This window comes from Okeania sp. SIO2B9, assembly GCF_010672505.1.
GTDB classification, from domain to species: domain Bacteria; phylum Cyanobacteriota; class Cyanobacteriia; order Cyanobacteriales; family Microcoleaceae; genus Okeania; species Okeania hirsuta.
In genome coordinates this window covers 1-14055 of the sequence record NZ_JAAHGK010000041.1, presented here as the reverse complement: position 1 = coordinate 14055, position 14055 = coordinate 1, and the positions used below count along the sequence as shown (strand labels likewise).

Here is a 14055-nt window from a genome sequence, read left to right as displayed (position 1 = left end):
TGATTTATTAGTAGCATCTACTTCCAACTCCATACAAATTTTTCGTTACTTATTGTAATATACATAAGATAGTCTAAATTTTATTAATCCTTGCTCGGCAAAGTTTTAGTTATCTTGTCTGGTGTCAGCTCTAAATTATGACAAAATTTACCAAACTTAAAATTTTTTTTTCCCCTAGAGAATTATTTATACTTTTTATTTTTTCCTGATTGCTCAGTTAGCTCCAAAAAAATAAATTGACTTCAAAAATAATAAATACTCTAATATATGTATTATACATATTTGAGTAGGACTGCCAATCGTTATGGTCTGTCACATTACCTTATCTCAATTAATTGAAATCTTGGCTGCTACAACACTTAAAAATTTTCAGATTCCTGAAAAAACATTAATTACAGGCATAAATACAGACACTCGTAACTTACAATCTGGTGAAGGATTTGTGGCATTACGAGGTGAAAAGTTTGATGGCCATAAATTTGTGAAACAGGCAATAGAAAAAGGGGCTTCTTGCATCATTGTTGAGGAAGAATATACCTTAAAGGATAGAGTTACACAAGAGTCAAATAGCGTATCTATATTACAAGTAGAAAATACTTTAGAAGCTTACCAAAAAATTGCTCGTTGGTGGCGAGATAGGTTTGCTATTCCTGTAATCGCGGTCACAGGTTCAGTTGGTAAAACTACTACTAAGGAATTAATTGCTAAAGTCTTGGCTATTCAGGGTCAAGTGCTGAAAACTGAAGCTAACTATAATAATGAAATAGGTGTGCCTAAAACTCTACTAAGACTTTCCTCTGATGATAATTATGCTGTGGTAGAGATGGCAATGCGAGGACCAGGGGAAATAGCAGAATTAACACATATTGCCAATCCGACAATTGGCTTAATTACTAATGTTGGTACTGCTCATATTGGTCGTTTGGGTTCTGTTGAAGCGATCGCTGAAGCTAAGTGTGAATTATTAAGAGAAATGTCTAATAATAGTATTGCTATTCTGAATTATGATAATCAACGGTTGATAGAAACTGCGGCTAAGTTTTGGTCTGGAGAAACTTTTACTTATGGTTTAGAAGGTGGAGATTTACAGGGAAAATTAATTGGTTCTCAAACTATAAATGTTGAGGGTGTAGATTTACCTTTACCTTTACCTGGTAGTCATAATGCTTCTAATTATTTGGCAGCATTGGCAGTGTTGAAAGTGCTACATGGAAAAAATATTTCGACAAAAACTTTGTTTGAACCTTTGACTAATAATTTATCGGTTCAATTACCAGGAGGCAGGGCAAAAAGATATGATTTAGAGAATGATATTGTGATTTTAGATGAAAGTTATAATGCTGGTTTAGAGTCGATGATAGCTGCTCTGAATTTGTTAGTTGAAACTCCGGGAAAACGTCATATTGCTGTGTTGGGAACTATGAAAGAATTGGGAGATAAATCAGTTTTCTTCCATGAACAGGTTGGGAATGTTGTGCGAAATTTGAATATTAATGGTTTATTTATTTTGGCTGATTTTGAAGAAGCACAGGCAATGGCTATTGGTGCTGCTGGTTTGCAGTTTATAGAGGTAGAAAATATTAGTTATAATGATGTTCATCAGAAATTAGCAACACATTTGCAGGAGTTTTTACAACCAGGCGATCGGGTTCTTTTTAAGGCTTCTCATTCTGTAGAACTTAATAAAGTTGTTGAAATTTTAATTAATAAGTAATGCTATTTCGATGAATATGTATTAGGGAAATAGGGAAAATTTAAAGTCAAAAGTAAGATTTTAGAGGTTTTCAACCCCCAACCACTGAGAAGTTTCAAAACTTAATTTCCTTGGAATATCTTAAAATGGGTTCTATAAACATGATAAAATCAGTAAACAAATAAGGCTACTATTGCCCAGTTTCCCTACAAACTTTCACTTTGAAGCGAAGCTATGCGTCAGAAAAACTTTTGAGACTTTGTACTATCGATAGTATTGCGATGATTTAGTTCTACTTTATCAAGGGATCACTCAATGTATCATAAAATTCTTACTAAAGCGACAATCCTTGCAATAACAGTATTGCTGGTGATATTTGCTCCGGGAACGGCCCGTGCCGACCTCCCCCCTGTTAATCCCTGACTGATCCAGGAGAGTTTCTACCCGATAATTCATTTCAATGTTGCGCAAACAGACATAATCGAATTTCCTGCCTGGAAAGGTGAGGTCGAAGTAGAACCAGAGGATGTCACCTTTGCTCCCGGTGGTATTGGAAATACCGGTTTGGCATATCGAAAATACCCCGATGGCAGCGAGGTGATTTTTGTTTCGGGACTGGGACGGGTTGCCAAATATTTGTTTGATAATGGCGGACTTCAACTCGTCTCGGAAATTCAAATTCCCGGCTTTGAACAACAGTACCTGTCACAAGAAGAAACAGCGAGTCTGGTTGATGACCTTGATGCTGCAGAGACAGATGAGGAAACCTTACTCGCTCGTTTGCAACCGGTAGTGCGAGAGACTGGAATCAAAACGGAAAATTGGTCTAACGGCCTCTACACGATGATGGATGTGGATGGCTTTTACTACCCAGGGTATGGAACAGAACTGATAAAAGTCGGCGATATATCACCTGATGATCCTGCTTCTGAAATCGAAATTGTGAACTCCAGAGACCTTCGCCTGGATGCGCCTGAGGATTTGCAAGAGCAGATTAGCCGTTTCCTTGGGGTAAATATGACCTATGACGGAAAGATTGTAGTGGCCATGGCAGGAGCAATTGCGATTGTAGACCGCGATATGTCTAATGTCAAGATCGCCCCAATCCCTGGTGAAATTGTTGATAACGGCGTCAGTGTAGATGAGAAAGGTGGTATTTACGTCGTCACAGACCAGTACATGAGAAAACTCGTTTGGACTGGCACCGATATATCCCTAGAGGAAGCAGATGGCGCTTGGAAAGAACCCTATGACTGGGTGAAAAAAGAGGGGTCTCTTTCAAATGGCAGCGGCACGACCCCAACATTGCTGGGATTTGGAGAGGAAGAGGACAAACTTGTAATAATCGCCGATCAAGGCGATCCGGTAAAAGCAGTGGCTTTCTGGCGTGATGAAATACCAGAGGATGCCAAAAAAGTAGAAGGCGCGAAGACTCAGAGAACTGCTGCGTCTATTCCGCTTTCTTTTCCGGTTGCGACAACAATTGAATGGTCGCCGCACGTCTTCGGAAATGGCATGATGATGTTTGCTTCAGAGTTTCCCGAACCTGTCTACTTAGATGGAGAATTTGATCTAGTCTCAACTCAGGTGACCATGGGATTAACACGTCCAGCTCCTCGTGGTGCTGAAAAGTTCAGTTGGGATTGGGAGAAAAACGAATTCAAGAGTGATTGGGTCTATGACGAAAAGACTTTCACTTGGACGCTTTCGCCTGTTTCTGTCAAGGATGGCACGGCTTACCTTGCAACCGTAGGAGAGGGCGTGTACGGATTGGTTGGATTTGATTGGGAGACTGGAGAAAAGGTCGCTGACATCTCTTTCGGTCAGAGCGTCAAATTTAATACTGGTGGCACATTTGCAATGCCCACTCCTGATGGTGGCATCTATTTGACGGGAATATTCGGACCAGTTCGGATTGCTCCGCAGTAAATATTTGAGAAACATTTTCGGATTGCTCCGCAGTAAACATTTGAGAAACATTACTATACCTATATCTAATTCACGACCGGAAAACCAACCCCCGACAATACCAAATAACCATGAAAAAATTTACAGCTTGGGATGATTTCTCAAAACAAATTGGAGAACTAGGACCTTGGCTAATGAGCCAGGAAGGCGTACCTCAAGACGATCCGCAGATTCATTCGGATGGTTATCGCTACTTGGCGACATTGCTTAATGTTGGATTAGATATTCATTTGCTCAATGCCGATCCGGATCGTCCACAATGGACTGTCACTTTCACAAATTATGCTCGGTATGGTGGAGACCAACGAGACGGGACTTACCATTCCACCCAGATCGATCCATCCGGAGTCTACAGGATTATTGGTAAAGCTCAGGGCGGACTGCCGGCTACTGCAACGATTCAAACCATGTCGGGATGGTGGACACCCGGACTGCCCAACAAAACAGTGAAGACACAAAGTATTTTCGACTTCGATCTCGAGCCTGATGGAAGCTTTGAAATGATTATCGGTGGCCCCAGTCGAAGTGGGAATTACATGGAGCTGACACCAGATATTACCCATCTCATGGCGAGACAATATATTCCTGATGATTCGCGAGGAAATCTTTATGCTTTGAGGATTGATCGAATTGATCGGCCTCTGACAGTTCCCAAGGAATATGACAAGCCAGAAGCACTTGCCGAAAAGCTATCCAATGTCACAGGGTTCATTAAAAACTTGGCCTTGGCCTACCTTGACACGAGTCGTTTGGCGATTTCTATGCCTAATGCTCTTGAGCCTCTCCCGGATGACCTCAAGGCTGACCTTGGTGCCTCACAAGAAAATGAATACTATATAGGTTCCTGGAACCTTTCCGAAGACGAGGTGCTTCTTATCGAGATTGTTCCCACAGAAGCGGCCTACTGGTCAGTCGCTGCCCACAACTTTTGGTTTCAAGGGTTGGAGCATTCCTCAATTCCAGTGCAAATCAATAATCAAGACGTTGTGACAGATACCGATGGTAAGGTCCGAATTATTGTTTCTGAATTGGACCCGGGTTATGCTAACTGGATTGCGACAGGAGGACTGCGTATAGGAGTTCTAGCTGCCCGCTGGAACTTTAAAAAGGGGAATGAGAAGATCGAAACACGGACTGTAAAGATCGAGGCTCTTGATACATTTATGCTCCCAGACAGTCTCAAACTGAGTGCTAAGGAACGCGAACAGCAACTATACCACCAGGACGAGAATCCTCACCCGCTATCATCGCTAAGAATTACGGTAGTGCATCAGTAAAATGTGGGATAAGTGATTGAGTCCTACCAACTCCAAGGTGCGATTTTGGAGTTTTTAGAGGGTAACTCTTTGAGCAGAAGCAAATTTTTAGCAATAATTAACATTTAAGGGTTTGGCATCCGCGTACTGATTACTAATGGGACTTACACAAAATAGAAGTCGAAAATAGGCTCAAATATAGACAGAAAGAGGCTTTGACATCAAAAAGGCATAAATTCTTAATTACCAAGGGTTTTAGGCATTTTTAGGCCATTGACGTAATTCCTTTATCTAGACTGACACGAGCGCCATTTTTCGACCTAAAAATGTTTAAGTCCCACTAACTACTGACTACTAAATTGAAGTGAGGTTGTTCAACCGGACTTGATATTATATCATGTCTGGATAATACACAATCTATAAAACTATCAGATTGACGAGTTCAGTAGAAATACCTTTCTTACCTGATTTTCCCCAACCCCCGACTCCTGCTATCATAATAATAACTTTATGGCGTTGTCAGATTAAAAGATAAATTATAGGGACAGGGTGGGAACAGAGACCTCTTTAAACTTAAGGTAATGAATCAGTAGTTGAATTGAGTGCTTTAACATTTCAACAGACTTGGAATAGCACAAGGTTTTGCCATCTAACATAGCTCAGTAATGACGTAAAGGTGTATTTTCTTCCTCTACACCAGTCATGTAAGTCTTGCTCACAATCTGATCTCCTGCTGGAATAAATTTGCTATAAACTGGATTACCATCCCTCACCCAACAGCAGCTCCTCTGCCAGATTTGATTTTTTTTTCCAACAAAGGTTTCCAGTTGCTCCAATTCTCCTACCTCTGGCATAGTTTCTGCCTCATAGGTATCTGGTAGAAGTGTTCCCACGAGTTTAACCCCATCTATAATAGTTGTGCGTGAAACTCCTGTAATTCTCTCTATGGCACGAAAACCCATGCCATTAACATACATTTTCCAGCAGTTGCGTTTGGCATCATCACTATATCCGTATGGGTTGATATTCTGGGATCAATTGACGGCCACACTTGACACAGACATATAGCGCTGTGCGCAGGCAACAGCTCCGGAAGGCAACAGCTCCGGAAGGGGGAATAAAAAACCTATAATATAAGACTTTTAGCTACTGGACAGTTCTTGTAATTTGTAAATATGCCAGCGCACATTGCTATAATTTTGTTTACCTTTTCGCGTGACCATTTTTATGGATGTGGTAACTGTGGCATTCTGGACATTCCATTGCATTTTTCCTTGAACTTTACACGCTGATCATTCTCTCAATCATCTTCTTTTCTGACAACGCCAACTTTATCGACCTACTTAGTAGATGTAGCTTCTTCAGGCAACAGTACCTTTGCTCGAACAAACCGTAAACCACTTACTCCCTGTAGAGGTTCAACCAAACCACTCTCAAATTTATCCTCCACCCAACCTTCACGAACTAGATAACGGAAATACTGTTGATATTCTTGCCACTCTTCATCAGTAGAATAAACCACAGTCAACATCCCTGGCTGAGTTATCCGCTCCTTTGTTTCCTGATCCACACCTTTATCAATTCGCTTTTTAACAATTTCATAACGAATATCGCGACTACCTTTGACATCAAACAATCTTTCTGTACTTTCATTGTGATAAATATCAATTGTAGAATTCTGCACTAAGATCAGATGCACAACTCCCAAAGTAACTTCCTCAGATTCAGCTTTCAGGCGCAAAATTGTTCTAGCACAATCACAAATTGCTCGTAGTTGCTCATAACGCAAACTACAGAGATGAAATTGACTAAATTTAGGATTAATAGATTTCCCCAGATACATCATGTGGTCTATGCCATCGGTAGCCTCAAAATCACAATGGTGGGGTATAATTTGCTGCATCTGCTTTTGCCACTTTTCCCAAGTATTTTGAAGATGGTAGTTAATTTTGTGCAACATCTGGTCGTAGCGATCGCGAGCTTGATATACGCTATGATGTTCATTGCTACAAGCAGCTCGATAAGCTTCTACAGCAGTTTTAACAGCATCTCCACATTCCACAAAATAATCAAAGTAGATTTCTAAATGTAAATGTAGATAATCTCTCGCTGTAATTTCACTATCCACTGATACTTTTGCTTCTAGAGACTTAATATATTCCAACAGATCTTGCCGTAGTTGCTGACAAAAAGCACTATCTTTGATTTGACAAACAGTTTCGACAATTGTCAATCCTAAGCAAAATTGTGTCAGCAGATCGGTTTGAATTGCTCGATTGCGTTCGCTGGAAGATCCACGAATATCACAGATACCATAAAGAGGATAGACATCTTCAAAAACGATTATTTCTGGCGGTAATCCCCAACGACGGCGTTCTGCTTCTTGCAAAAATCGCCATTCAACTGCCGGGTGAATATTACGAATATTTGTGAACCGTTGTTGAATTGTTTGACGAACCGCAGTGGTTAAAGGTGAAATAAGTTCCTGAGCGTGTTTGTAATCAGAGGTATAAAAATTGTTGGGGAGCTTGCTAGTTAATCCTACTATTCCCAAAACTGCTTGAAGTCCAGAACTATCTTGTGGACAGGCAGCTTTAATTACTAGAGGAATTAGTAGCAAGGAGCGAACTCCTTTTTGATATAGATTTTGTTCACACTCAGTTTGACAATGTATCTTCAGGTCGGGAATATTCTGAATTTGATTATCTTTAACAGTTTTGAAGATTGGAGAATCCTGTAGACTCTGCGTGGAATATAGTCCAGGGTAGTTGCTTGTGGTTAAATACTCACTGCTGATAAATAATTTTAGTTGTTTTTCTCCTTCATTGCGCAGTAGAATCATATCATCTGCCCGGAATAGCGACCGCATTTGTTTGTCAATTTGCTGAAATTTTTCTTGCTGCATCAATGATTCTGGTTCTACTAACAGTTGAGTTAGTCTTCGTTTTTGTTCTTTAACAGTTACATCCAATCCTTCGAGTAAAAACAAACCCTCTAGTTGGAAATTTTCCAATTTTAACTGTTGGGCTAAAATTTCTAGATTTCCCGGTTGTATCAACCAAGCTATTTGTTCAGATGTTGACATTGATTGGAAATTGATATCTGTAAAATCGTCTACAGTTTTCTCAACTCTTTGTACTTTTTGTTGTGAGCAACAAAACCAGAATTCTATATACTGTGGTTCTGAGTTTTGTGGGCAATTAATGGTTGATATGATTGAATAATGTTGAAATTGTAGATTTGCTGTATTTATTTGATAAAGTTCTTTGAGTATCCAGTGCAAAATTTGCAGGCGGTAAATTTTTTCTAGTTCTGTTTTCTCCCAATCACTTACCAACTCATTCAGCTTAATGTTTTGCTTTGATTCTATTTCATCGATCTGATTCATTCCCATTAGCTGGCAAAAAGCATGATTAGCATATTTAATGCTGAGGTTACTTGGTTCTACAATTGCTGTTAATATTCTGCTTTGGTGTGGAAAATCTTCAAGTCGCTCTATTATTTGTCTCCAAATTTTTAGTTGATCGACTTGATTATGGTGATTGGATAGTTGAGATGCTAGAGCTTGCAATAGTTGCTCTATATTGATATCCTCACTGTTTTGATGGTTTGGGATGGAAGAAGTTTTCCCTGGTAAAGCTTTTGTATAATATTTGTTATGTTTATCTGTAATTTTTTGTTTGGAAGTATGCATCTGTTTTACACCTGATGTTTTGAATATTTATTTTATGTATCTATGAGAACCCATTTGGTCTCTTTGCACACGGTATGTGTTTTTGGCATAGAATTCAGAACTCAGTCCTGGTGAAGTCAGGAAATTCAGAAATAGAATAGGGGAAAAAGCAGATGCGACCCCGCGCCTTCGCACGGCGCAAGGGAACGCGCACCAAGCAGGTAGAAAAATGCTCCCATATCCCTATCTCCCCATCTCCCCATGTTTAAACTATATCAATTAGATAACTCTCAAATGGGTTATATATACGATCTTAAACTAGGCCGAGTTTTTAATAATAGGCCATAAAATCCAAGATCGAAGCTATATATCTGGACAAGTAAGCTTGATACTGGACAAATATTTACTGATAGGTTAATAATATTATGGGTAAAACCCCATAAAATGGAAACTATTGACAGAATATATACACTATGGTAAATATAATATAATTAAAGATAAAGATATAGATTAATATTTACGATTTGCTTGAATATTGAGTAGAGTTAAAGTTAGAAAATCGTGATTTATGTTGTTTTGAAGAAGTAAATTATATAATTTTTGTTTTGCTACAAAAAATGCCGAGAAATATTTTGTACTAAAAATATTGAAAGATATCCAACATTGCAGATATGAAAAAAATATGCACTGAATTTTCTATATATCTATGAAGAGCTGAATAAAAAACCAAAATAGTTATCGATTATGGAAATAGGAAATTAGGTTAGGAATAAAAGATTACATTGTTGTAAAAGAGAAAAAGCAATGATTTAACGAAAATTTTTTTTACTTTAAAGAAGCAATAAATAAAATTTAAACAGAAGCTAACTGTCTATATTCAGAACGCTTTGAATTTCACAGTTGGAAAAAAAGTTAGGTAAAAAAAAGAAAAAACCTTTCAGATGATATATAATAAAAAACTACTACTAGCTAGCTGAAATTGCTTTATGTTTGAAGCCCTTGCCGACCGCTTAGAAGTCGCCTGGAAAAAACTAAGGGGTCAAGATAAAATTACAGACTCCAATATTCAAGAAGCCCTACGAGAAGTCCGTCGTGCTCTATTAGAGGCAGATGTTAACTTACAGGTTGTGAAAGACTTTATAGCCGAGGTTAGCAATAAGGCTAAAGGGGCAGATGTATTAACAGGAGTAAGGCCAGATCAACAGTTCATCAAAATAGTCCATGATGAGCTAGTGCGCGTCATGGGAGAAACCAATGCTCCCCTAGCAAAAGCTGAACAAGCACCAACTATTGTTCTGATGGCAGGTTTACAAGGGACAGGTAAAACCACTGCCTCAGCTAAATTGGCCTTACATCTACGGAAGCAAGACAGAAGTACCTTGCTAGTAGCTACTGATATCTATAGACCTGCTGCTATAGACCAGCTAGTTACTCTAGGTAAGCAGATAGATGTATCCGTATTTGAATTAGGCATAGATATAGATCCTGTAGAAATTGCTCAAAAAGGTGTTGAAAAAGCAAAGACAGAGGGCATAGATACTGTAATTATAGATACAGCAGGTCGGCTACAGATTGACCAAGATATGATGGCGGAGCTCGCCAAAATTAAAGCAGCAGTTAAGCCCCAAGAAACATTGCTAGTAGTGGATGCAATGACAGGTCAAGAAGCGGCAACATTAACCCGTACCTTCAACGATCAAATTGGGATTACAGGGGCAATCCTCACAAAAATGGACGGGGATACAAGAGGTGGGGCAGCATTATCAGTACGTAGAATTTCTGGTCAGCCCATAAAATTTGTGGGGGTGGGAGAAAAAGTAGAAGCCCTACAACCTTTCTACCCAGAGAGGATGGCTTCTCGGATTCTGGGGATGGGAGATGTACTGACCCTGGTAGAAAAAGCTCAGGAAGAGTTTGACATAGCTGATGCAGAAAAAATGCAAGAGAAAATTCTCTCAGCTAAGTTTGACTTTACTGACTTCCTGAAGCAAACGCGACTGATGAAGAACATGGGTTCTCTGGGAGGAATTATGAAATTAATTCCTGGAATGAATAAATTGAGTGACGATCAGTTACAGCAGGGAGAAACTCAACTCAAACGCTGTGAGTCAATGATTAATTCAATGACAAAGCAAGAGCGCCAAACCCCAGAACTTTTAGCCAAGTCTCCTTCTCGACGAAAACGTATTGCTCGTGGTTCAGGTTATGCTGAAAAAGATGTTAGTAAACTGGTGAGTGACTTCCAAAAAATGCGATCGCTCATGCAACAAATGGGCCAAGGAGGAATGCCAGGTATGGGGATGCCAGGAATGCCAGGTATGGGGATGCCAGGAATGCTAGGAGGCAGAACACCTCCAGGATTGCCAAACTACCCCGGTATGGGTGGTGGCAAAAAGAAAAAGAAACAGAAAAAGAAAAAGGGCTTTGGGCAACTTTAAGAATACGGTAGCAGGTATTAAGAGTCCTAAAATATAAATATATGGTGGCAAACTGTAAATTTGACAAAAGATGCCTAATAATTTCTTCGTTACCATGAAACATAATAGCTTACAATTCCAAACAGGAGTATAATCACTCGAAATGATCAAACTGCGATTAAAGAAATATGGAAAAAAACGGGAGACTAGCTACCGGATAGTAGCAATGAACAGCAGTTCCCGACGTGATGGCCGTCCATTAGAAGAACTCGGCTTTTACAATCCCAGAACAGATGAAACTAGGCTAGATGTACCAGGAATTACCAGACGTCTTGAACAAGGCGCTCAACCAACACAAACAGTGCGTGACATATTGAGAAAAGCTAATGTCCTTGAATCACCAAGAACCGGAATTAACACCCAAGAGAACGTATCAGTTTCCCATGCAGAATCAACAGAAGCCATTGCCAATAATCAACCAAGCGAAGAAACTGCCAATACCGAAGCCAGCCAAACCAGTGACAGTGAGTCAACTGAAACAGCAGCTACCGAGTCTGAGGAATAATTCTCACTCAGCTAACCCTGATTACGCGGAAATAGTAAGATTTTTAATTGAGCCATTTCTAGATTCACCAGAGTCTTTACGAGTGGACTGTGAAGTAAATCCTCGGCAAGCAAAAGCCTGGATTCGTCTAGCTTTTGATGAACTCGAAAAAGGACGAGTATATGGTCGTGGAGGACGTAATATCCAAGCGGTTCGTACTGTGTTAGCAGCATTAGCTCAAACAGCAGGTCAATCTGTGCATTTGGAGATATACGAAGACCATTCAGAGACACCACGCCCTTCTCCTTCTTACTCTGATAGCAATCGAGAAGAAGGGACTTATGATAGAAAGACTATGCCAATTAGTCGCCCATCCTACAACAGACAAAGAGTATCTCGTAGTCGTAGTACAACTCCAAGTCCAATTATATATAAACGAGACGATCGTGGAATGAGGTAAAAATTATCACAATGCCACCACTAAAACTTTTATTAGGAATAGTGGGGCATTACTTTCATTATTCTAAGATTGGAGGACTATTTATTGATAAAAATATATAGATGGTTTCCTAGTTTAAAAACCGATAAGATAAATTTGCGTTGGGCGGTCATTGAGCAACTTGCTTTGCTACTGCCAACAACTGTGACAGCCTTTGGGTTATCTAGTGCTAGCACTTGGTTGAAGAAGGAGACAGGAGACAGGAGACAGGAGACAGGAGGAAAATTACATGGGGATAGTCAACGAAGGGCCGCTCCGCGTCTACGCTCCCCCAAGTAATGCGTGAACACCCCCGTTGACGGTGGGGTATTAAACCCACAAAGAAAATGATAAAAAAACAGAAAGTATTTGTTAGGGAGTCTTAGCAAATATGGAATGGAGAACCATGTTGGCATGACAGAGACAGTAAGAGTAGAGTTGCCTAGTATTGATAGCGCGATCAATCTTTCTGGTTATCAGGAAGAAAATATTAAACTACTGGCACGACATACAGGGGCAAATGTTGTACTGCGTGGACAAGAATTATTTATCAGTGGCACGGCAACTCAAATAGAACGATGCCAACAAATTGTGCGATCGCTCGAAAGCCTCTGGAAACATGGTAAAACCATTACTGGAGTAGAAATTCTCACTGCTCGCCATGCTATTGAGACTAACCGTCAAGATGACCTACAAGAACTTCAACAAGACGTTCTAGTTAAAACCCGTCGTGGGTTAGAAATTCGTGCTAAAACTTTCCGTCAACGAAAATATGCACAAGCTATCCGCACCAGCGATATGACTTTTTGTGTGGGTCCTGCTGGTACAGGTAAAACATTTTTGGCAGCACTTCTAGCAGTTAAAGCACTTTTAGATAACCAATATGAACGTTTGATTTTAACTAGACCTGCTGTAGAAGCTGGAGAAAAATTGGGATTTTTACCAGGTGATTTGCAACAGAAAATTAATCCCTATTTACGACCTCTATATGATGCTCTTTATGAATTAATAGAACCAGAAAAAGTAACTACTTTGATGGAGAAAGGCACTATTGAAGTTGCGCCTTTAGCATATATGAGAGGTCGAACTCTGAATAACTCTTTCGTGATTCTTGATGAAGCTCAAAATACCACCCCTGCTCAGATGAAAATGGTATTAACTCGCTTGGGTTTCCGCTCAAGAATGGTGGTGACGGGAGATATTACTCAAACAGATTTACCTCTAAGTCAAAAATCTGGTTTAGCAGTTGCTATGAAAATTCTGCGAAATGTAGAGGGTATTGCTATTTGTGAACTATCCCAAGCAGATGTGGTACGACATCCTCTAGTACAGAGAATAGTTGCTGCTTACGAGCAGTATGAAAAATAAGACGTTGCTGAATTAGTGTATGATATTAGTATTAATTACTTAGGAGTCAACCCACCCCTAACCCCTCCCAGGAGGGGAACAGGAGTTAGGAGGGGAGAAAGAAGAAGAAACAAGAGAAGAATAGAAGGAGAAAGTTTTTTTGTTTAGCTACGCGATATGTAAGGCGGAGCGCGGAACGGAGTTTTATCCCTAGTTGTCTAGTTATTATATCATATCTTAAATCGCCAACGCCAAAAATAAATAATTAAATAATATTTCTATCTATGACTACTAACCTAAAAGATTTTTTAGAAGCTTGTGAACAATTGGGAACTTTACGTTTAATTGTGACAAGTACTGCTGCCGTATTGGAAGTTAGGGGCAAAATTCAAAAGTTATTTTATGCTGAACTTCCTAAAGGCAAGTATGCCAATATGCACACCGATATTGTTGAGTTCCATCTAAACATGGATATGATTAAACAGGTAAAGTTTGAGACTGGGGAAGCAAAAAGAGGAAATTTTACTACTTATGCAATTCGTTTCTTAGATAGTGAAGATAAAATTGCTTTGAGTGCATTTTTACAATGGGGAAAACCAGGAGAATATGAACCTGGACAGGTAGAATCTTGGCAAGGGTTGAAAGAAAAATATGGTGAAGTTTGGAAACCTGTTCCTGA

10 protein-coding genes and 2 pseudogenes are annotated in these 14055 nt (G+C 39.6%); 10 read left to right on the top strand and 2 right to left on the bottom strand.

The features are described 5' to 3' along the window. The first annotated feature begins 304 nt into the window (after positions 1 to 304). The 3 genes from murF (at position 305) to F6K13_RS03195 (ending at position 4938) form a co-directional block, all read left to right on the top strand. A complete protein-coding gene (murF, locus tag F6K13_RS03205) occupies positions 305 to 1714 on the top strand; it encodes a UDP-N-acetylmuramoyl-tripeptide--D-alanyl-D-alanine ligase (RefSeq protein WP_124145998.1) in 1410 nt (469 codons plus the stop codon). Positions 1715 to 2257: 543 nt separating this feature from the next. Next, positions 2258 to 3622 (top strand): hypothetical protein, encoded by a 1365-nt coding sequence (locus F6K13_RS03200; protein ID WP_124155168.1) that lies wholly within the window; start codon positions 2258 to 2260, stop codon positions 3620 to 3622. A gap of 110 nt (positions 3623 to 3732) precedes the next feature. After that, positions 3733 to 4938: a DUF1214 domain-containing protein gene (locus F6K13_RS03195; protein WP_124145996.1), complete on the top strand. Its 1206-nt coding sequence runs from the start codon at positions 3733 to 3735 to the stop codon at positions 4936 to 4938. A 515-nt stretch (positions 4939 to 5453) separates the two neighbouring features. Here F6K13_RS03195 and F6K13_RS35755 read toward each other — a convergent pair. Together F6K13_RS35755 and F6K13_RS03185 are read right to left on the bottom strand one after the other, a co-directional pair. After that, a pseudogene (locus tag F6K13_RS35755) lies at positions 5454 to 5693 on the bottom strand (IS1 family transposase); the annotation flags it as partial. Positions 5694 to 6256: 563 nt separating this feature from the next. Further along, positions 6257 to 8611, bottom strand: a complete 2355-nt coding sequence (locus F6K13_RS03185; protein ID WP_124155170.1) for a GAF domain-containing protein — start codon at positions 8609 to 8611, stop codon at positions 6257 to 6259. Between the two features lie 965 nt (positions 8612 to 9576). Here F6K13_RS03185 and ffh point away from each other — a divergent pair. The 7 genes and pseudogenes from ffh to F6K13_RS03150 form a co-directional block, all read left to right on the top strand. After that, a complete protein-coding gene (gene ffh, locus F6K13_RS03180) occupies positions 9577 to 11028 on the top strand; it encodes a signal recognition particle protein (protein WP_124145993.1) in 1452 nt (483 codons plus the stop codon). Between the two features lie 142 nt (positions 11029 to 11170). Continuing rightward, a pseudogene (gene rpsP / locus F6K13_RS34900) lies at positions 11171 to 11440 on the top strand (30S ribosomal protein S16); the annotation flags it as partial. Between the two features lie 91 nt (positions 11441 to 11531). After that, positions 11532 to 12011 (top strand): KH domain-containing protein, encoded by a 480-nt coding sequence (locus F6K13_RS03170; protein ID WP_192901299.1) that lies wholly within the window; start codon positions 11532 to 11534, stop codon positions 12009 to 12011. Positions 12012 to 12095: 84 nt separating this feature from the next. After that, positions 12096 to 12329, top strand: a complete 234-nt coding sequence (locus tag F6K13_RS03165) for a hypothetical protein (protein WP_287240362.1) — start codon at positions 12096 to 12098, stop codon at positions 12327 to 12329. Between the two features lie 114 nt (positions 12330 to 12443). Further along, positions 12444 to 13397, top strand: a complete 954-nt coding sequence (locus tag F6K13_RS03160; protein ID WP_124147121.1) for a PhoH family protein — start codon at positions 12444 to 12446, stop codon at positions 13395 to 13397. A gap of 15 nt (positions 13398 to 13412) precedes the next feature. Beyond that, positions 13413 to 13544, top strand: a complete 132-nt coding sequence (locus F6K13_RS03155; RefSeq protein ID WP_287286804.1) for a hypothetical protein — start codon at positions 13413 to 13415, stop codon at positions 13542 to 13544. Positions 13545 to 13660: 116 nt separating this feature from the next. Further along, a partial coding sequence (locus F6K13_RS03150) for a ChuX/HutX family heme-like substrate-binding protein (RefSeq protein WP_287286803.1) occupies positions 13661 to 14055 on the top strand: 395 nt, incomplete at its 3' end.

Bases quoted from the DNA above. Each gene is read 5' to 3' on its own strand.
- murF (WP_124145998.1), top strand. From the start codon at position 305: ATGGTCTGTCACATTACCTTATCTCAATTAATTGAAATCTTGGCTGCT.
- F6K13_RS03195 (WP_124145996.1), top strand. From the start codon at position 3,733: ATGAAAAAATTTACAGCTTGGGATGATTTCTCAAAACAAATTGGAGAA.
- F6K13_RS03185 (WP_124155170.1), bottom strand. From the start codon at position 8,611: ATGCATACTTCCAAACAAAAAATTACAGATAAACATAACAAATATTAT.
- ffh (WP_124145993.1), top strand. From the start codon at position 9,577: ATGTTTGAAGCCCTTGCCGACCGCTTAGAAGTCGCCTGGAAAAAACTA.
- F6K13_RS03160 (WP_124147121.1), top strand. From the start codon at position 12,444: ATGACAGAGACAGTAAGAGTAGAGTTGCCTAGTATTGATAGCGCGATC.